13 protein-coding genes are annotated in these 21527 nt (G+C 48.7%); 11 read left to right on the top strand and 2 right to left on the bottom strand.

All coding sequences use genetic code 11. From position 1 onward, the window contains the following. Positions 1–53 precede the first annotated feature (53 nt). The 10 genes from VIM72_RS23595 (at position 54) to VIM72_RS23550 (ending at position 19903) form a co-directional block, all read left to right on the top strand. Positions 54–3593 (top strand): SusC/RagA family TonB-linked outer membrane protein, encoded by a 3540-nt coding sequence (locus VIM72_RS23595; RefSeq protein ID WP_332005280.1) that lies wholly within the window; start codon positions 54–56, stop codon positions 3591–3593. Between the two features lie 11 nt (positions 3594–3604). After that, positions 3605–4975, top strand: coding sequence for a RagB/SusD family nutrient uptake outer membrane protein (locus VIM72_RS23590; RefSeq protein ID WP_332005279.1), 1371 nt, complete (start codon positions 3605–3607; stop codon positions 4973–4975). Positions 4976–4991: 16 nt separating this feature from the next. Then, a complete protein-coding gene (locus VIM72_RS23585; protein WP_332005278.1) occupies positions 4992–5930 on the top strand; it encodes a discoidin domain-containing protein in 939 nt (312 codons plus the stop codon). Positions 5931–5959: 29 nt separating this feature from the next. Beyond that, positions 5960–7093, top strand: coding sequence for a TlpA disulfide reductase family protein (locus tag VIM72_RS23580; protein ID WP_332005277.1), 1134 nt, complete (start codon positions 5960–5962; stop codon positions 7091–7093). Positions 7094–7290: 197 nt separating this feature from the next. Then, positions 7291–8037: an RNA polymerase sigma factor gene (locus VIM72_RS23575; protein ID WP_332005276.1), complete on the top strand. Its 747-nt coding sequence runs from the start codon at positions 7291–7293 to the stop codon at positions 8035–8037. A 76-nt stretch (positions 8038–8113) separates the two neighbouring features. Further along, positions 8114–9298 carry a FecR family protein gene (locus VIM72_RS23570; RefSeq protein ID WP_332005275.1) on the top strand — a complete coding sequence of 395 codons (1185 nt, stop codon included), beginning with the start codon at positions 8114–8116 and terminating at the stop codon, positions 9296–9298. A 172-nt stretch (positions 9299–9470) separates the two neighbouring features. After that, positions 9471–12794, top strand: a complete 3324-nt coding sequence (locus VIM72_RS23565; RefSeq protein WP_332005274.1) for a TonB-dependent receptor — start codon at positions 9471–9473, stop codon at positions 12792–12794. An 11-nt stretch (positions 12795–12805) separates the two neighbouring features. Continuing rightward, positions 12806–14194, top strand: a complete 1389-nt coding sequence (locus VIM72_RS23560; protein ID WP_332005273.1) for a RagB/SusD family nutrient uptake outer membrane protein — start codon at positions 12806–12808, stop codon at positions 14192–14194. 18 nt (positions 14195–14212) lie between these two features. Continuing rightward, entirely contained in the window at positions 14213–16366 is a 2154-nt protein-coding gene (locus VIM72_RS23555; protein ID WP_332005272.1) for a T9SS type A sorting domain-containing protein, read from the top strand. 3 nt (positions 16367–16369) lie between these two features. Continuing rightward, positions 16370–19903, top strand: coding sequence for a hypothetical protein (locus tag VIM72_RS23550; protein WP_332005271.1), 3534 nt, complete (start codon positions 16370–16372; stop codon positions 19901–19903). 5 nt (positions 19904–19908) lie between these two features. Here the strand turns inward: VIM72_RS23550 and VIM72_RS23545 are convergent, their stop codons facing one another. Then, positions 19909–20760, bottom strand: a complete 852-nt coding sequence (locus VIM72_RS23545; protein ID WP_332005270.1) for a hypothetical protein — start codon at positions 20758–20760, stop codon at positions 19909–19911. 102 nt (positions 20761–20862) lie between these two features. Between VIM72_RS23545 and VIM72_RS23540 the strand changes: the two genes are divergently transcribed. Beyond that, the gene (locus tag VIM72_RS23540; protein WP_332005269.1) at positions 20863–21222 is read left to right on the top strand and encodes a hypothetical protein; all 360 of its coding nucleotides are present in this window, start codon (positions 20863–20865) and stop codon (positions 21220–21222) included. 45 nt (positions 21223–21267) lie between these two features. Here VIM72_RS23540 and VIM72_RS23535 read toward each other — a convergent pair. Then, the coding region (locus VIM72_RS23535; protein WP_332005268.1) for a helix-turn-helix transcriptional regulator at positions 21268–21527 on the bottom strand (260 nt) is incomplete at its 5' end.

Below are 21527 nucleotides of genomic sequence, written 5' to 3'. Positions count from 1 at the left end.
CAGGGATCGCTGCTTTGTTTAATTGCGATCCTGCAATTAAAAGAAAACTTCTGATGCAGGTTAAATTAATCGCCATCCTGTTAACAGGTTTTATCTGTCATGTATCGGCAAAAACTTTTTCACAAACTGTCACGCTCTCAGGTTCTAACCTGAAACTGGAAAATGTGCTGGCGGCTATTGAAAAGCAAACCGGTTATACCGCGCTTTACAATGAAGCGGATTTCAAAAATGCAGCACCTGTTTCTTTGTCGGTCCGCGACTTGTCGTTAAAGTCATTACTGGATGTTGTTTTTGCAGAACAGCCGCTCGCCTATACCATCAGGCGAACCACTATCTTTATTCGTCATAAGCCGGAGGAGGCAGGAAGGAAGGCCGCCGGGCCGGTTATCCTCCCAGGCCCGGTAAAAGGGCAGATCACCGATTCCACCGGCAGGGCGTTGCCAGGTGTAAGCATTAAGGCCATGAGAGGCAGCGCCATTCTTACGGCAACACAAACAGATGCCAGGGGCGAATTTGCCATAGGAGTACAGTTACAGAAAGGAGACAGGTTGTATTTATCTTCCATAGGCTTCGAAAGCCAGCTTGTAGCATTGGACGATACCGGCGCCCCGCTGCACATCGTGATGAAGCATATTGTGAATGCGCTTACTGCCGTTGAAGTGGCCACTGTGAACACCGGCTATCAGCGTATCCGGCCGGAACAAAGTACGGGTGCGGTATCGCAGATAAGCACCAGGGAATACGAGTCCAGGATCAGCAGCAACTTCCTGGATGGTTTGGTGAACCGGTTACCAGGACTTATGATCAACAATAACGTAACCTTCACCAATAATGGCGATGCGCGGCCTTTGTTCAATATCCGTGGCATTTCTACCATGTCGGCCAATGCGAATCCGCTGATTGTAATAGATGGCTATCCCACCGAGCTGACGCTGGATATGGTGGATCCCAATGAAATCAAATCCGTAACGATATTAAAAGATGCTGCGGCTGCTACTGTATACGGTGTGAGAGCTTCTAACGGCGTGATTGTTATTGAAAGGAAGCAGGCGGCCATTGGTAAGCCCAGCTTTGCTTTCAGGGCAACAGCCGGGATCACCCCAAAGGAAAATTACAGCCGTTACAGATGGGACGATAATGCTTCTTCAATCGTTACTGGTTATCAGAAAGATCTTTATTCGAACAGTGTCGACGCATCTACCTGGGCGCGGTTATCAACATCCAACGGTGGAGATATATCCAGTCAGAAGGTGTTTTATATACTGGCACAACAGGCGGCCAATATGATTACGCCTGATCAGGCAGCCACCGCCTTCGCCGAAATGAAAAATTATGATAACAAAGATGATTACAGCAGGTTATTTCAACGGCCTGCGGTAACGCAAACTTATAACCTGAATGTATCAGGAGGTAATGGTAATGCGCTGTATTATATTACAGCTAACTATACCGGTAACCGGCAGCAGGAGATCGAAAACGCGAACAGCAGGTTGCTGCTTTCTGCCCGAAGCACCCTGAAATTCACCCAACGGCTTTCACTGGAATTAACCACCGATTACCAGGAACAGTTTGTGAAACAGGCGCCTGTGCCGGATATTACCACCATTGCGCCTTATGAGCGTTTCCAGGATGTAAATGGGAAACCTGCTTATATTACAGGAGCAGGTATTTCTCCCTATTACAATGATGTACTGGTATCTTTAGGCTTATATGACCAGCTTTATTATCCGCTGACAGATGTAAATGGGATCAGGGATAAAACGCATACAGTTAATAATCGTATCACAGCAAATTTCAATTATGTTATTGGCAGCGGTTTCGATCTGTCGTTCGGGGGAATATATGAAACCTCCCGCGCAGACCTGGATTACTACGCCTCCGAGCAAACCTCTGTTGCCAGGGGATATGTAAATAGTTATGTAGCAAAGAACGCCGATGGAATATTCAAATATAATATTCCCAAGGGCGGTTATCTTCGCCAGCAGACGGCCAATACCTCCAGCTACACCGTCCGTGCCCAATTGAATTACAATAAAAAAATAAACGGTTTACATTCCGTCAATGGTATCCTGGGTGCGGAAGTAAGGAATCTTATCAATAAAAGCAACCTGGCCTCTTATTTCGGGTATAATGATGAAACGCTCCTGCAACAGCCAGTAGATTATGCCGGTATTACCACAGGGGCGATCCGTGGTACATTTAATCTGGGCTCTCCTTTTCAGAACCAGTTCAATACCTTGTTTGACCAGCAGTATACGGAAGACAGGTTTTTATCGGGATATGCCAACATTGTTTATTCCTATAAGAATACCTACTCCCTTACAGGAAGCGCCAGGATAGATCAGTCGAACCTCTTTGGCACCAACCCGAAGTATAAGTATAAGCCGCTTTGGTCTGCCGGCGCTGCCTGGAATATCCATAACGAAAACTTTATGCAGGATATCACCTGGATCCGGCAGCTCAAACTGCGCATGGCTTATGGTTTCAACGGGAATGTGGCAAAAATGTCGCTGCCCCAGGTGATTGCACAAACAAGGCTGAATAACTATACGTCTCCTGCAAGCCCGTCGCTCAGAATGCTTTCATACGCCAATAGCAGCTTACGCTGGGAGGAAACAAAGAATTTTAATATTGGCCTGGATTATCATCTTTTCAAAAACATTACCGGGAGTATAGATTATTACCGGAAAAGAAGTAATGACCTGCTGGGCAACGCACTGATTGATCCTACTATTGGTGTAAGCCCTTCCCTGATAAACAGGGCAACGATCAACAACAGTGGAATAGAAATAAGCCTGCATGCCGACTGGATCGCCAAAAAGAATTTTAACTGGAATACAGGCCTGGTGCTGGCCCGCAATACCAGTAAAGTACTGGAGGTATACCAGCGGGGCGATTATAATCCGCAAACACTTAATGTATTAGGGTTTGTGAAAGGATATCCTGTTGGGGCGTTGTTCGCTTACCGATATGCCGGGCTTGATTCAGCCGGGTTCGCCCTGGTATCCAATGGCAAAGGGACGCTGTATCATACAGATAATAACAGCCTGGGATCTCCCACTACCGCCCTTATGGCGAGTGATACATCGGGTTTTACCCACTATATGGGATCTTCCATTCCTACCATTAATGCAGGGTTAAGTAACCGTGTAGATATCGGCAATTTTTACATTTTCTGTATGATCAACTATTATGGCGGATTTAAAGTAAGAGTACCACGGCCCAATCCATCATCTCTAAGGCCATTGAAAGGAGCCGGTACTTACTGGAAAACCAAAGGCGATGAACTTACTACAGATGTGATGTCATTGGCGGCTTATAACAGCTTCAATTCAAACAATGCCTATAACTATGCGGACAAGTATGTGGTGAACGGCGATTATATCACACTGGCCGATCTTACAGTTTCCTACAGTTTAGACAATACCCGTTTTATTAAAAGAACCGGCTTTACCCATTTTGAGGTAAAGGGACAGGCTTCCAATATAGTCACCATCGGGTTGAACAGGTATAACTACAGCATGGCTACAGGAAGCTATCAGAAAGCATACGTAACGCCTGCTTATACCATTGGCATTTTTACCAACTTTTAAAATGATTGCAAGTGAATCGTTATAAAAATAATTTAGTCCTGCTCCTGCTTTGCTGCATAGTGCTCACTGCATGTGATAAGTACCTGGATGTTACACCGAAGGGAAAGCGATTACTTACTACTGTGGCCGACTATGACCAGTGGATGAATGATGAATCCCTGGTTTATGGTGTTGGTATACCTTATGGCGACCTCCATTTTTTAAATGATAATGTGGATGTACCTGGCATCAGCAGCCCGCCAAAAAAGGCCGCTGAACTTATATACACCTGGGCGCCGCAGTTTTCCACTGATATCAGCGTGGCTCCTGCATTCTGGGGAGAGCATTATGCTAAAATCAACCAATACAACACTGTATTGCTTGGAATTGACGCCGCCATCAATGGCACCAATGCGCAGAAAAGAAGCCTTAAAGCAGAAGCGCTGCTGGCCCGCGCTTTGGAATACTTTTACCTGGTAAATGAATATGGTAAACCATATGATTCCGCCACTGCCAATACAGATCTTGCAGTTCCTTTCGTTACCTCCAATGATGTGTCGCAGATAGTGCCGGGAAGAAGCACCATTGCTGAAATATATAAACATATCATTGATGATGTGAACGCCGCTATTCCCGACCTGCCTGCTGATAACAGCGGCAACAGGTTCCGCGGATCAGTGGCAGGAGGATACAGCCTGCTGGCAAGGGTGTTTTTTTACGCACGGAATTATACGGAAGCGCAAAAATATGCAGCACTGGCTTTGGAAAACAGCAATGCAGTAATGCTTGATTTCAACGGTGCAGCTCCTGGATCAGACCTGCTGAGTATCCGTCAGGATGTTATTTATGGAAGAATGATAATTGGCAATAATACAGTTACGCTGGATTATATGCACTCCTTTGCCGGTAATGACCTGCGTGTGAAGAAACTGTTTTATAATATAGATGATTATACTTTTACCGTCAGGGGCGGTACCCTTTTTTTTCCGGCATATGTAACACCCACTTTCACCTACATGAATACCGGTACTTCCATCCAGGAAATGAAACTGATCATAGCAGAAGGCGCTGCCCGCAGCAATAACCTGGCACTCGCCCTGCAGCAGCTGGATGAGGTCCGTAAGAACAGGTTTGCATCAGCCAGTTATGTAAGGTTTGAATCTACTGAAAAGGAAGCCGTTTTGAAGGAAGTGCTGATGGAAAGGTACCATGAATTGTCTTTCAACGGGCTGCGCTGGTTTGATATGCGCCGCCTGGATAAGGAGAACAGGATGGGTACTGTGAACAGGTACGATGCACAGGGAAATATTATTGCCACGCTGCAGCCGCACAGCGCACGCTACACCTTGCAGATACCTGTTCAGGTGATCAGTTTTAACCCGGGAATGCCACAGAATCCATAATCAAAAAAACAAAACAATGCATAAGATATATATAGCCGTCATTTGTCCGTTAATACTGCTGCTGGCATCCTGTAGCAAGGATGATGCGCCCGCTGCTTTACCCGGTGGCAGCATTTCCTTTGAGCGGGCCGCTGGTAAGGATACCATTGAAATGCCGCTTTCCATATTGAAGGACTCCCTGGTAGTAATAGCATTTAAAGCCGCTTTATCGGGCAACACTTCCGGCAGTGAGCACTGGATAAAATTTGCCGTAGATACTACGAAAATTGCTTCATTCCGTTCCAGGTTTGGCAGCGCTACGCTGCTGCCATCAGGTTCGTATCTTTTTTTTAAAACAGATACACGTATTGCCGCAGGCGCCTCGCTTTCCGATGCCGCTGAACTGAACATAGGACAGCAAACAAAATTAACGGAATACACTACTTACGTGCTGCCCGTTGTTATCAGATCGGTAGATGGGAACCTTGAAGGAGCGGCCGCTGATCGCGTGTTGTATTTTGTTTTCAAAACCGGCAAACCCCTGTTTATAAATAAAAAGGGCTGGACCATTGAAGAGTTTTCTTCGCAGAATGGCACAAACGGCCCTGCCACTTTGCTCGACGATAATAACCTCACCAGCTATTGGATAACTAATATTACGCAGCAAATGCCTCAATGGGTAACCATTAATTTTAACCGGGAGGTTACTTTCACCGCTCTGAATTATTATCTGCCTGCGGCGTTAAAATATCCTACGCAGGGAGGTTATCCCACTTCCATACAAATAGAAACCAGTATGGATGGCGCCACCTGGCAAAGTAAGGGCATCTTTGCCGGTAACATCGCCAATAATATGCAAACGATCAATACCGGTTTAACCACGGCCAGGTACCTGCGCTTTATTTCGCTGGCTTCAGTTAAGTATGCCTCTACGTATAACGCGATATTTATCAGCGGCATCGCATTAATTCCATAATCATCCGTAACAAACGAAAAGAACTATAAATGAAAAAACAATTGATCCTGGCAGCTATTTGCAGCCTTCCATTTAGCTTAATGGCGCAGAAAGGTTTTACTATCCACGGGAAGATCGGTACCCGGAGCGCACCTGCTAAAGCATACCTGAACTATACGGCAGATGGTATTAAAGTGACCGATTCGGCTGTTCTTAATAAAGGGAGCTTTACCTTTAAAGGCAGACTTGCAGGCCCGGTTGAGGTAGAGCTTATCATAAAACATGACACCATAACGAGAGACAGGTATGCCTATGTCGACAACCTGCAGTTTTACATTGAGAACGCCAATATCACCGTCACCTCGCCCGACTCGGCCTGGCGCGCGGTTGTGAAAGGATCGGCAACGAACGATGATCAGCAAACCCTCCGCGAAATGGTAAAACCCTACAAGAAAAGCGCGGACTCCCTGGTACGGGCCTATAATGCCTGGACAAGGCAACCGCAGAAAGACAGTAGTTTCCTTAAAGTTGCCGGTGCAATTATGAAAGTCACCCAGGCAGCTTACGATAGCACTAACCGGGTTTTTATGGCCAGCCATCCCAATTCTTACATTTCGCTGAATGCCTTCAGGGAAATTGAGCTTGCCTATAACTATAACCCCGACACCGCTGAAGCCAGGTTCCACCGGCTTTCTGAAAATGTACGGAATACCGCTTTAGGGAAGCGCCTGGCAGAGTACATTGAAATAGGCAAACGGACCAACCTGGGCCAGGTAGCTATGGACTTTGAACAAAATGACACCACCGGAAAAGCGGTTAAACTGTCTGATTTCCGCGGGCGTTATGTACTGCTGGATTTCTGGGCATCCTGGTGTACGCCCTGCCGCGCGGAGAATCCAAACCTGCTGGCCGCCTACAACAGGTATAAAGAAAAGAACTTCACTATACTGGGTGTTTCCCTGGATGAGGAGAAGGGCAGAAGGGCCTGGCTTCACGCCGTGAACCAGGATGGCATGCCATGGACACAGGTATCCGAGTTAAAGGGCTTCGAGAGCAAGGCGGCCATTTTATACGGCATTAAAGCCATCCCCTCCAACTTCCTGATAGATCCGCAGGGAAAAATTGTTGGCAGGAACCTGCGTGGTGAAGAGCTGCAAGCGGCACTGGCAAAATTGCTGCAATAGTTTTGCGAAGAAAACCACCATTCAATAACCGGAAGGCGTATGGAGTAATGCTTCATACGCCTTCATTTTTTTGTGACAAATGAGCCTTGTGAAAGCGGGGTATCTGGCATGCTCCGGTATAGATAACCTATAGTATACTCTTAAGTAAGCCTTATATAAGCCATATATAAGTCATATCTATAAGAGAAGGCTTATGTATGGCTTACCATTGTATTATTTACAAGTATGTGTTGCATAAAGCCTTTTACTGCGTAGCCAACCGGTGGGGGGCGCCACGTGCGCAGCAAACCAAATCTCCCCGGTTTGCAAATTCCATCCACTTATACTATTTTCATGCATCACTACCCGTTATGATCCACGCTAATGAACAGGAATTGTTGCTCTCCGTTGCAAACGGAGATGAACGGAGCTTCCAGGTTCTTGTTAAGCAATACTGGCCACAGGTATACGGTACGGCCCTGCGCCTTACCCGCTCGCCGGAACAGGCTAAAGACCTTTCACAGGATATTTTCATTAAATTATGGAACAACCGGGAAAAGCTCCCCGGTGTAGAAAAAGTAGGCACGTTTATATATGTATGCTCCCGTAATCTTATCATGGATCACCTGGAGAAGAAGGTACTGCATACGGATAATATTGAATTCCTGGCCGATCATCTTTCCGAAGCCCCTTTCAGCGATGCGCAGTCGGGCCTGGAATACAAGGAGCTGGAAAAGATGCTGTTGCTGGCCATTGAGCATCTCCCCGAGAAGGTGAAAACGGTTTTTGTATTGCACCGTTTTAATGGGTTAAGCCATGTACAGATCTCCCGAAAACTGAATATCTCCGTGGTAAGCTCACAAACCTATATTGTAAGGGCGCTGCGCAGTATCCGGGAATACCTGGGCCGGCATTCGGAAACTGTTTTTGCCCTGCTGCTCCTGGCTTCCAATTATTTTTTATGAAATTTTCAATTTTACTGTCTTACCCCTGTTTTGTTTTCCGTCCTTATAACGGGAGGTATTAAATCTGCAGCAGTATATGTCTGAAGTTATTTTTGAGGAATTATTTAAAAGATATATGAGCGGAACGCTGAACGCGGAAGAGATCCGGTTGTTCAGGAGTATGGCCCTGCGGCCGGAAAATAAAGCTAAGCTCTCCCAATTACTGCAGGAGGCATTTAATGATCCCGGTTACGCTGAGCAGGCGGATTTTGATGCCGAAGAGATGGCGGAAGAGATTGTGATGAAGGCAAGACAAAGCGAGATGATCCCGGTATTGCATCCCGTACCGAAATCTATTGTTGCCCGTTCCTGGTTCAAATATGCCGCGGCGGCAGCTATCTTTTTACTGCTGCTGGCAGTGAGCTGGGAATGGAATACCCGTAAAAGAACAAGGACTATAACGCAGGATATACAGCTGCACCATGGAACAGCACGCCCGGTGCTGATCCTGGGAGATGGAACCCGCATAGCGCCCGACAGCGCTGCTAACGGCGCCATCGCCCAGCAGGGCTCCGCGCAGGTAATTAAGCTGGCCAACGGGCAGTTGGCTTATAAACAAATTTCACAGAAGAACGCCGGCCTGGAATACAATACCATGCAAACACCTAACGGCTGCCTGTACCAGCTTATTTTACCGGACGGGTCGCATGTGTGGCTCAACGCTGCCTCTTCCCTCCGCTATCCCGCCGCTTTCCCGGATGATAAAAGAATGGTGGAAGTTTCGGGAGAAGCCTACTTCGATATCGCCAAAGATGAGAAAAAACCATTCATCGTTACTGCAAAAGGCATGGAAGTACAGGTATTGGGCACAGCGTTTAATATCATGGCCTATACAGATGAAGATGCCGTGAAAACCACACTGGTACAAGGTGCTGTAAAAATAAACGCCGGCAGGATATTACACCCGGGTGAACAGGCAGTGTTGCGCACCTCCGGTGAGCTGCTGGTCAGTAAACCTGATATGGAAGAAATACTGGGCTGGAAAAACGGGGAATTTAATTTTAAAGAAACAAATATCAGCACCATTATGCGACAGGTATCACGCTGGTACGATGTGGAGGTAAAATATGAAGGAGATATGTCGGGCATCGAACTGTCGGGCATTGTAGCCAGAACAGCCACTATATCGCAACTGCTGAAAGCACTTGAACTGACCAAAATCGTACGTTTTAAGATACAGGGAAGAACTATTACCGTGATGCCTTATCATGAGGCCAATTAAATCAACCTTTTAAATGTATTTGTCATGACCTGATCACTGCACGGATCACACGTTACAGGTACACCCGCTGAAAAAACATTCGCTGAGGGCCCTCGGCATGGAGCGCTGTGTGCGTACCCGGTTAAATTTCCACGTTTATGATTGCTAATATTTAAAATCCACGAGTTAAAATATGAAACTGCTTCTCCCGGCTGTAAAGAGATGGCCTGCCAAACCGCTATGGATGATGATGGCTATCCTGCTGCTGCATATAAGCGCCTATGCACAAAATGTAACTATCTCTGTAAAAAATGTTCCGCTGGAAAAAGTCCTCGCACTGTTAAAGCAACAAACCGGCTATTCTTTTATCTGGCGCGACCAGCCGCCGGCGGCGCTTAATAAAGTATCGCTGGAATGTAAGGACCAGCCCCTGGAACAGGTGCTGAAATCTTTCCTGGGCCATCTTTCCCTGCAATATGAAATAACGGATAAAATAGTGGTGATCACTAAAAAAACAACAGCAGTTCCGGCAGCAACGGAGCAGGACAGGATGGCCGTAACAGGTAAAATATCCGATGAAAAGGGATACCCGCTGCCAGGCGTAAGTATCCGCGTAAAAGGAACTGCGCTGGGCGCCACTACAGACAACCAGGGCGTTTTTTCGCTGGCGGTGCCGGACAACAACAGTATTTTGGTGTGTTCCTACGTAGGGTTCGAGCCCAAAGAAGTAAACGTTAACGGTCAATCTTCCCTCAGCATCGTGCTGAAAGTGCAAAGCGCCTCGTTGAACGACCTGGTGGTAGTGGGCTATGGCACTCAGCAGAAAAAGAACCTCACTTCCTCTGTAAGCTCTATCAAAGGCAGCGAGCTTACAGGCGTAGCGGTAACCAGCCTGGATGCGGCTTTGCAGGGAAAGGCAGCGGGCATCCAGGTAGTGCAGAATTCCGGCGCTCCCGGCGATGAAACGTATATCCGTATCCGTGGTAACGGTTCCCTCTTTGGCGAAAACCGCCCCCTGTATGTGATAGATGGGGTGCCAATGAGCAACCTCCCTGCAGCGCAATACGGCGTTTCCGGCGACGGACAAAGAATAGCCACTACCAATAACATCAACCCCAACGATATACAATCAGTAGAGATCCTGAAAGATGCCGCGGCTACCGCTATCTATGGCTCCAGGGGCGCTAACGGCGTTATCCTCATTACCACCAAAAGAGGCGCGGAAGGGAAGTCGCGTTTTAATTTCAATATGTACACCGGCGTGGCGGATATACCTAAACGCCTGCCATTACTAAATGGGGAACAGTTCGTGGAGCTGTTTAAAGAATCCCGTGTGAACGCCGGCCTGCCGGTAGATTCCGCGGTGGTGGTGACCGGCCGTAACACCGACTGGCAGGATGCTATTTTCAGATCGGCCCCGGTATCTAATTATAATTTATCTATCTCCGGGGGAACAGGTAAAACCTCACACTATATATCGCTTGGTTACCTGGATCAGACAGGTACTATCGTAGGACTGCAGCATTACAAACGCTTCAACGGGCGGGTTAACTTCGACTTCGCCGCTACCGACAGGCTGAAGATCGGCGTAAACGTAACAGGGGTGAGATCTACCAACAACCGTATGGACAATAGCTTCTCCGGGCAATCGGTACTGGCACTGGCCCTCATAGAAAACCCCAACGATCCTGTTTATAATTCCAATGGCACTTACTACACCGATAGAAACCGCCGCTGGACCAACCCCGTGATGATCGCTAATAATTTGAGGTTCCAGTCGATCGTAAACAGCTATATCGGTAATGTATACGGTGAATACAGTATCCTGCCCGGACTGAAATTTAAAACCAGTTTTGGCTTCGATAACCAGCAGGTAACAGACGACCGCTACCAGTCGAAACTGGTGAACAACGGATCTGCTGCCAGCGGTTTTGTATCTGTATTCACACAGTTTTTATGGGTGAATGAAAATACCTTATCGTATACGCCCACGCTGAAGGGCAGGCACAAGTTAACAGCTTTGCTGGGCCAGAGCGCGCAGGAAGCGAATGTAAGAAGGATCAGCGTTTCCGGTAACACAAATTCAACCGATATCATACAGGCAGTAACAGGTTTTACCTCGCTCTCCGCACCGCTGGACTACCGTTCCCAATGGGGGCTGGTATCTTATTTCGGCCGGCTGAGTTATAATTACGATGACCGTTACCTGCTGGAAGGCGTATTACGCACAGATGGTTCGTCCCGTTTCGGCAAAAACAGGCGATATGGTTTCTTCCCTTCTGTAGCTGCGGGCTGGCGGGTTACCAACGAAGCTTTTATGAAACAGCAACGTTTTATTAATGAGCTGAAACTACGTGCAAGCATTGGCGTTACAGGTAATAACGAAGGACTGGGGAGCGACTTTCCTGCATTGGCTACTTATTCTACCGGTTATAATTATGGCTCGGAAGCTGGTATTGCCGCTACTTCTTTATCCAACGTGGATCTGAGCTGGGAAGCTACCACCGCCACCAACCTCGGGCTGGACCTGAGTTTCTGGAATAACAGGATCAGCGTTACCGTAGATGCCTACCGTAAACTGACCAACCGCCTGATCTTTAAACTGGATCTTCCCTATACCTCCGGCTTTGCGCGTACTAATGGCGCCAACATCGGGCAGATGGTAAATAAAGGACTGGAGATAGGAATCAATACCGATAATATCCGCGGTAAGTTCACCTGGAGCACCAACTTTAATTTGTATTTCAATCGAAATAAAATCACCAGTCTGCCTGAAACCGTAGCAGGCGACCCTTCCAGCTCCGACTTTACAGAAAGCCTGCCCGGATCTTTCGGTACCTCATTACCCACCAGTATTTTTCGTGTAGGCGAATCCGTTGGCTCTTTCTTCGGCTATCGCAGCAAAGGGGTAGACCCTAAAACCGGGAACATGATATACGATGATATTAATAACGATGGCAAGATAACCGCAGCCGATCGTGTGATCCTGGGCAATGCGTTACCGGATTATACCGGTGGTATCACCAATACCTTTGGCTATAAGGGAATAGACCTGAGTTTCTTCCTGTACTGGTCGTATGGCAACGAGGTGTATAATCAAACACGCAGCATGCTGGAACGCATGAGCGGCTATAATAACGGTGACGCACGTACGCTGAACCGGTGGACGCCGGAAAATCCCAACACGGATGTGCCTAAGGCGGTATTCAACGATCCTGTTACTCCCAACAGCTTAACCAATGGAGAGGTATCGCATCGCTTCGTGGAAGACGGCTCCTTTATCAGGATGAAGAATATTACGTTGGGATATACTTTTAAACAGGATCTGTTGAAAAAGGTAAGGATCAGCAGCGCCAGGGTATACGCCAGCGCACAGAACCTTTTCATTATTACCGGCTATTCCGGCCTGGACCCTGAATCGCAGAACCAGTCGGTGAAGAACTCACAGCTGGGGATCGACTGGGCCGTACAACCACAGCCACGCACTTTCCTGCTCGGATTAAATGTGAACTTTTAAAAGCAGCCACGATGAAAAAATTACGACTTATATATCTCCTTGTTGTATTGGCTTCCTGTACCAAAGTGCTGGACCAGGTACCTGAGTACACCATTGCTGATGAAAATTTCTGGCAAACTGCCAACGATGCGGAAAGCGCTGCAGTAGGCATTTACCCGGCCATACAAAGTATGGCCATGCAGTTCCCGGTGGCTTTTGATGCAGCTTCCGATGCTACTACGGCATTGCTGATCAATTACAGTCCGTTTACCAATCACGGTATCCCGGTAGATAACGCCCTTGTGGCTACCTACTGGCAGAATAATTATACGGGTATTGGTCGTGCCAACGATTTGCTGAAACATGTACCCGGTATGAAAGACAGCCTGTTTGTAGCAGGGAGGAAACAACAGCTGCTGGGTGAAGCATATTTCCTGCGGGCATATTTCTATTTCAACCTGGTAAAAGCGTATGGTCCTGTGCCATTGGTGCTGGAACCTTATACTTCTTTCAACGCAGATTTTACGGTGGCGCGGTCACCGGTGGACAGCGTTTTCGGGCAGATCATTTCGGATCTCAAACTGGCAGAAGCCATGTTGCCGGCTACATTTTCCGCCGCTTCTTCCACCCGCGGAAGGGCCAGCCAGGGCGGCGCCAAAGCCTTGCTGGCAAAGGCGTACCTGAGTGTGAAAAATTATGACTCCGCTGCTGCCAAAGCCCTTGAAGTAATGAGCAGTCCCGTATATACCCTGGTAAGCGGCAGCACCGCCTACAGTAATATGTTTTCTACCAGTGGCAAAAACAGTACGGAAGCAATATTTGAAATACAGTTCGTCAGTTCCTCTTCGCAGGCCAATGGGCTGTTCAGCTTATACGTACCGGTAAACGGTATTCCTGCAGGTATACAACCCGGCAGTTACCAGATAAGCCCTACGGCAAAGATCATTAATGCCTATGAAACCGGCGATATCCGGAAGAATGCCGCCCTGGGGCTCACTGCTACTAATCCTGCGCTGCCTTATGTAAACAAATATACCCGGTTAACCAGCGGCACAGAGCCTGATATTATGGCGTTGCGACTGGCAGATATTATCCTTGTAAGGGCAGAAGCGCTGAATAACCTGGGAAAAACGGCCGAAGCCACTGAAGCCTTGAACATCATACGCCGCAGGGCTTTCGGGGAACCATTAACTACGCCTGGCACGCACGATTTTCCATATGGCAATGAAACCGATCTTACCCTGGCCATAGAAAATGAAAGGTTTAAGGAGCTGGCTTTTGAAGGCCACCGCTTTTACGACCTGGTGCGTACCGGCAGGGCAGCAGCTGTATTGGGCATAACGGCCAACCAAACATTGTGGCCCATTCCTTTGAGGGAAATAGGCCGGAACCCGCGACTGGTACAAAATAATGGATACTAACATCTTAAACTGATAAAGATGAAACATATTATCTCCACGTTATGGCTGCTATTAACAGCCGGTTTCAGCTATGCACAGTATACCACTACCTGGGTAGGTAATACTTTTTCTGACGTTACAAATTATGTAGGCAACTGCGCCCGCTCTATGTGGGTATCGCCGGAGGGAGTAGTGTACACAGCATCGTTATGGGATGAGAAAGGCCGCAATATCGGCATCTATCAGAACGGAGCCACTATTGGGAAGATGGGTGGGACCAAAGAGTCGCAGGGCAGCGCCATAGGCGGCAATGCCACCTATATCTTCACCGCACAGCAGGCGCCCAACAGTGGTAAAATAGGCCGTTACAACCGCAGCACCAAACTGCGCGACCTGTTGTTTACCGCCAGCGCAGGAACAGGAGATGCTATTACCGGCATCGCCGTATCGGCCGGCCGCGTATATGTAAGCGATTCCAGCGGCAACCGCGTGGCGGTATTTACTACCGGTGGCGCACTGATAAGACAGTGGGCGGTTACCTCGCCAGGCCCCATTGCTATCGACAGCTCCGGTGCGGTATGGGTAGTGCAGCTGGGCAGTGGCAACATCCGCCGGTTCGATTCCACCGGTGTGGCCGGCACGGTATTGAATGTGGGCGCAACAGCCAGGCTTTCTGCGTTGTATGCCGACAGCGCACGCGGACAATTACTGGTGGGAGACCAGGGGCCGGATATGAATATCAAAATTTATACAAATCTAACGGGAACGCCTGTACTGAGCAGCACCTTCGGCGCGTTGGGCGGCTACCTCAATGAAACCGGCGGTATCCGCGGCGCTGCAGGGGATAAGCGTTTCACAAGGGTAGTAGGGATTGGCCGCGATGCTTCCGGCAAACTATATGTACTGAATAACCCGTGGGGAGGTACCTGGGACCTGGGCCGCAACGGCGCCACCGATATCCATTGCTACAGTACCGGTGGTGCGCTGATGTGGACCCTGCAGGCGCTCAATTTTGAAGGCAACGCCGCCGCAGATGCCGGCACTGACGGCGAATTACTTTACAGCGGCAATATCATTTATTCGTATACCGGTTCCGATGGCGGCGCCTATGTGGCCAACACGGTTGACCCGTACCGCTATCCCTGGGATGCGCGCATACAGATGAGCGACCGCGCGAGGGGCCAACATTTCGGGCACCTCGCCAATGTAGGCGGGCACCGCATACTGGTGGCCAACAACCAGAATGCGGATGTTTTCTACACCTACTATTTCAATCCTGCTACAGATGGATATATCGCTATTCCCGGGGATACGATCACAAAAGTGAGGAATGGGTTTTGCCTGGATTCTCTGGGAGATATCTGGATCTCACAGGATAAAACAAATGCCATCCAGCATTATCCGCTGACGGGATTTGCCGCTAACGGCAAGCCCATCTGGGGGCCGGTGATATCAACACCCACGCCTGCTTCCATTGCAAGGCTGAACCAGCTGCAATACATCCCCGCCAGTGATGTAATGGTGCTGGCCGGCGGAAGCACCGACTGGACGCTGATCGGTAACCGTATAGAAATATACCATGGATGGGTGGCCGGAAATCGTACCCCCGATACCGTTATTACGCTCAGCAGGGCGCAGGCCAAGTCAATGTCGGCCGCAGGCAACTATCTTTTTGTAGGCTATTATGCCATTCCTGATATCGATGTGTTCGACCTTACCACCGGCGCCCTGGTGCTTACCATGAACAGCAGTAATCCTAACGTGTATGTAGGCAATGATGTGGATTCCCAATATGGTATCAAAGCCTATCACCGGTCCACCGGTGAGTACATGATCACCAAAGATGATTACAATGCCAACAAGGTGGTATTATACCTGTGGACGCCGCCTGCAGCGGCGGCAGACACCAGCGGCTTTACCGCCGGGAAACTGTTGCCGGCTACGCCGGGATTAAGCGTATATCCGAACCCGGTAGTGAATACTTTAAACATCAACATCAAACTAACAAAACCCACCGCATGTATGATCAGCATTTATGACCTCTCGGGGAAAGTGGTGAAAACAACTGCTGCCAAAAGCAACGGGCCCTGGAATATAGATGTGGGCAGCCTGCCGCAAAGCGCCTATATACTGGTAATTACAGACGCCGGTAATGGCAGGATGATAGGTCAGCGTAAGTTTATAAAGCAATAGCAGATGAAATATTTATGGATAACAGCGCTGATGATGATCAGCGCAGGGAGTGGTATGGCCCAGATGAAAGCGCCGGAAGACTGGGTGAACTATGAAACGGTGATGGGTATACGAAATAACCAGCGGCACTATGATTATGATGTGGTATTAGCCAGCGCCTCCAATCCAGCCAACGTGCTGTGGCCCGGTGAGCAGCCTGCCTACACCATACAGGTGGTGAACCGGCTGGATGAGCGGATGGTGACCGAAGGAAAGATAGAACTGATCAGCTACGGCACCAAAGGCCGCCCGGGTGATATATGGTTGCCGGAGATGGTAAAGTTTGCCACTATCAGTACCACCCCGGTGAAAGTGAATATCTCCCCGAAAGGATATGTCAACATCGATCATCTTCCCATTATACCGCCCCGCTTTGGTGGATATGCGCTGGTGATGGATCTCGGTAAATACGGCCGCCGTTTTATTACCAGCCTGGTACGCACCTTTGCTGCCAATCCGCAGCGGATCCAGTATCCAAAACAATCGCTGGATGATATGGGCGCTGATTTCCTGCACAAGGTGGGCGTACAGGCCATTCGTATGGGAGTGGATTATACGCCCACTAACGCTAAAGACTATACGGTAAAAATGCAGGAGATAGACCGTAAGTTAAAAGCATATAAGGAGAAGAATATTACGGTGTTGCTGATGTTTGGAGCAGGATCAGCCCCGCAACCGCTTGGCAGGTTCCGCTCTTTTCTTGACTCTGCCGGCGTGATGAAGAAAACCAAGCAGGACATGGTGTGGATGCCTTCATCTGATAATGATTTCCGGGAGTTTGTGCACCGCCTCTGTGTGCAGTACGGCTGGCCTAAAGGACCGGTAACAGCGGTGTCTTTATGGAATGAGCCCTGGGAGGGATTGTCTATTTCCGGGTGGCAGTCGGATATCCTGCGTTACCGGGAAATATATACCATAATGGCGGAGGCCGTGCTGGATGCACGTAAGAAAGGCGCAGATGTACTGGTAGGCGGCGGTGATTCCAATTCCAACGCCTGGGATAAATTGTTTGCAGATGGAAAAATGACATTCCTTCCCATCTTCGATTTTTGTTCCATCCATTACCAGGGGATGGAGTCGCCTGCGCTTTATCCCGAATGGGTAAACCGCAAATCGCCGCATGGCCGTGTAAAGATCTGGGATACAGAAAGCTGGGTGGGCAATACAGACGATCGTATAGGCCTTACCGTGGCCGCGAACCGTTCTGCGGGATACGACCGTTCCATGGGCATTTATGCGGGGTACATGTATACCGGCGGCAGAGGCAGCGAACATTTTACCCGTAAAATACAAACGCCTACCGGTGTAAAAGAGATCACGCGTATTCCCGATACCTGGTCGCAGGCCGCTGCCCTGGGCGCCGTACAGCATCTGATAGGTGAGCGTGACTTTAAGCAATTACTGTTCACTAAAGGATTGCCCTGGGTAATGGTGTTCGACGGCCTGAAGAATAATGCAGATGATGGTACCGTAGTAGTGTGCGGCGATATAGGCGAGGCATTTGGCCCGGATCAGGTGCTGTTCCGGGAAGTACGTGGACTGGCGCAAACAGCCGCAGGAGAGAAGTTGCGGGCAGCCGGCCTGCCGGCGCCTTATGAGCCACTGTCGGGTGGTAAGATGATCCTGCCGGCGGATTTCCGGCTGTTCGATTTTTACGGGAACCCGGTTTTACCGGTGGCAGGTAAACTGGAGATACCGCTGAACAGCCAGGGATACTATCTCCGTACCAATGGCGCCAAAGGTTCTTTTGCCGCTATGCTTGCTGCCCTGAAAACCGCGCGCATAGAAGGGTATGAGCCGGTGGAGATCATCCCGGAAGATATGACCGCCCGTATTGAGCAACAACCCGTAATGCCGCTGCAACTCACCAATATCCTGAACCGCCCGGTACAGGGGCGTTTGCAGGTGAGCCTGGGTAACCTGTGGGTGGAGGCGCCGGCCATCGTGAAGCTGGCGCCGCATGAAACTATTACCATCCCGGTAAAGATAAAAAGCGGGACTGCCTCGGTGAATAACACCTACCCGTTGTCTGTTCACTTCGATGCAGGCGCTGATGGCACGGCAGTGCATTATGAAGATATGCATGTAAACCTCATCTCCCGGTTAAGGATACACGTAGACGGGCAGCTGGACGACTGGAAAACGGCATTGCCCCAAACAGTAAGCAGCCAGGGCACTGCAGCGGTCACTTTAACCGAAGCGGCGTGGTATCCTTTTGCAAATTTTGATACCCGGGCCAACGGTTATGCCAACGGCTATTTTGCTTACGACGACCACTACTTTTATTTTGCCGCCAAAGCGGCAGACAGCACGCCGCATCCGGGCACTTACCGTTTTGAACAGCGGCCGGACGATGAGTTTTTCTATCCCGATACAGCTTACACGATGGATATGCAGGAGGCACTGATCAGCAAAGAAGGCAGCGTACCGGCAGAAGGCGTTTCCGCACTGCAGCTGCCTGCCGGCGATGGCCGTATTATGCATTACCTGGAAAGCAGCGATAATACCAACTCTTTTGGGGTGGATCTTCAGCTGGATACGCTTACACAAGTGGCCTTATACCTGCCGGCGTTACGGGTGCCGAACCTGGTGCTGGAAGTGTACAGCAACAACCGCCGCCTGTTGCAACGTACTATTACCAACCTTTGGAGCGGCGCCTGGGAGCTGCTGCAACTTAAAGGCAAAGTAAGGATCGTACTGCACAGCAACGGCTGGTGGTATACCCCAAAACTCGCGGCGCTGATGTTTGATGCGCCATCTGCCGCTAAGGATATTTTTGTGGGAGAAGATCTTGATACCCGGGGCAACTGGAGAAACGTATATGGCAGGGCAGGGTATTATATAGTGGGTATTCCACCGCAATTGCCGGGAGGAGTAACCTTATCGCTGGTAAATAAGGAAGTCAGATTCCCGTTGTTATGGCCATCCGGTGTACGGCATTATACTTATCGTAAAAATCCTGTAACGCCTGATAATTCCGGCCTGGGATACGCTTATGATAATGTGCTGCTGGCCTTTAATGTATTGCCGGAAGGCAAAGATGGTATGCTGGCGTATCCGCCTGGTACCATGCCGCGTTATACCGGGTACAAATGCACCGATTATGAATATGCGCTTAACCAGGTGGCACCGGAATATGGTGGCGGTACGGAGATCTGGCGCTTGCTGGCCCCGGGTTTAAACCGGAAGCACTTTTTCCCGAGGCAGCCAAAATCGGATGGCGAGGGACCGGTGAAGAACGGCCAGCTGGTAGTGCGGCGGGAAGGCAATACCCTGATCACGGAATGCGCCATTCCCTGGTCGGAGTTACCGGATGTTAAGGCCGCTATTGATAAAGGCCAGCCGGTGAAGATATCATTCCGGGTGAACGATAACGGTGCGCCGGGCAGCTGCATGGAGCTGGCAAAAGAACGGAGCGTATCGAAACGGAATGCAAGAGCCTTTCATCCGGATTGGAAAGCGCACTGGGCCAATGAAGTAAAATTCGGTAAGGAATAAAAGCGCTATTTGCTGTCCATTATTTGTTGCAATGCAGGTTTCAGCGCTATGGCATGTCCATGTCCGAAAGTAACCATTACGCGGTTGTATGTATCCAGCGCATGGTCTATTTTATCGAGCAGGATACTGTCTCTCACCATTTTTGAGGTACGGCCAATGGCGCAGAACCTGCAATCGCCCCCGTTGATGTAATCAAACTTTTCTATTTCCGGCGTAATTTTGGGCTCGAAAGGTACGCCGGTATATTGCTGGTATAACTGTTTAAAGCCATCAAATGTTTTCTGTTGGGCAGTTACCGGGAAGCCTTCTTTCACAAACCAGTCCTCAATGACTTTACTATACAGTTCTTCAAAAGGTTGATTGCCGTAGGCGCCATATAGGTACGGAATTACCAGGCGTTCCATCAGGTAATAAAGCAGCAGCTGATCCTGCGGGTGTTTTTTCAGGGTGATGGAAAACTCAAGACTGTCCTCCGTATCACCGTTCATCATACGGATGCCGGCTTTATCGCTCAGGTATTTCAGGCAGCCTGGTTCCCCTCTCCGGGAGGCCGCGTCGTTCAACGATGAAAAGTGTGTGCTGTCCGGCATTTGCCCGCCTTCATTAAAAGTGATCCCCGGTTTCAGGTCATTGAAATATTGCTCGATCGCTTTAAACTGGGGATGGGTGGAATCCCTGTTGTGGACGCAGCCAATAAATACCAGTCGTTTATCTTTATTAGCCAGGTCAATGATGTAAGGTGGCGTAATAGTATCCATCATTTTACCCACAGTAACATAGTCGATAGGGTGCAGTTTTTCTTTAGTTGGTGTATTGCAGGCAATAACGGCTGCCGCCAGTACCAGGAATTTTTTCATTGGTGCTTTTCTGTTATCTGTCTTTAAAGATAAAATATCAGGGATAAAATTGTTACCTTTCTCTCCTGTTATTTTTAAGAAGAAACAGTCAACATTACGCATATGAGCTACGATATACAATTATACAGTACCGGAACCAAATTGAAGGAACAGCAGGCCGGCGATAAGAATTTCTTCGATAACGAGCAAAATCTTGTACCCTTCACTGATGAACAGATTCAACAGCTGAGAGACCGGTTAACGGGCTATGATTATGTACTGGAGAAAGAAGGCCAGGATGGATCAAGGTTCAGGCATTCGGAATACAATATCAGCGCGCTGCTTACAAGAAAAGGATTGTATTTCACTGCCGCCTGGGGGGAAGAAAATATTTTTGAAGCAGGAATGACGGCATCTGAATTTACAGATAGTGGGGAATTTGAAAAATATGATCCGCAAAACGGCGGTTGGGAAGAGTTTTGATCAGTCCGGTTAGTTGTTTTTGCTGGGCAAATAAAATAATTATTTTTACAGGAACCCTTGTTGTGTGGCAGTTCTGATCAGCTCTGCCACATTTTTTGCTTTGAATTTTTGCAACAGGTTTTTCCGGTGTGATTCTATCGTATGTTTACTTATAAATAACTGTTCTGCCATTTCGGTAGTTGTTTTCCCGGAGGCAAGCATCCCAAGGATCTCCTTTTCGCGGGTAGTGAGTCTTGCCAGTTCACGGAAACTGTTTAATTGCGGCGCTGCAATAATTTCCTTTACGGCCTGGCTGAAGGCTATCT

The organism is Chitinophaga sp., assembly GCF_036569185.1.
In the GTDB taxonomy this organism is placed as follows: domain Bacteria; phylum Bacteroidota; class Bacteroidia; order Chitinophagales; family Chitinophagaceae; genus Chitinophaga.
The sequence above is the reverse complement of the archived record's forward strand: the minus strand, read 5'-3'. Positions and strand labels throughout refer to the sequence as shown.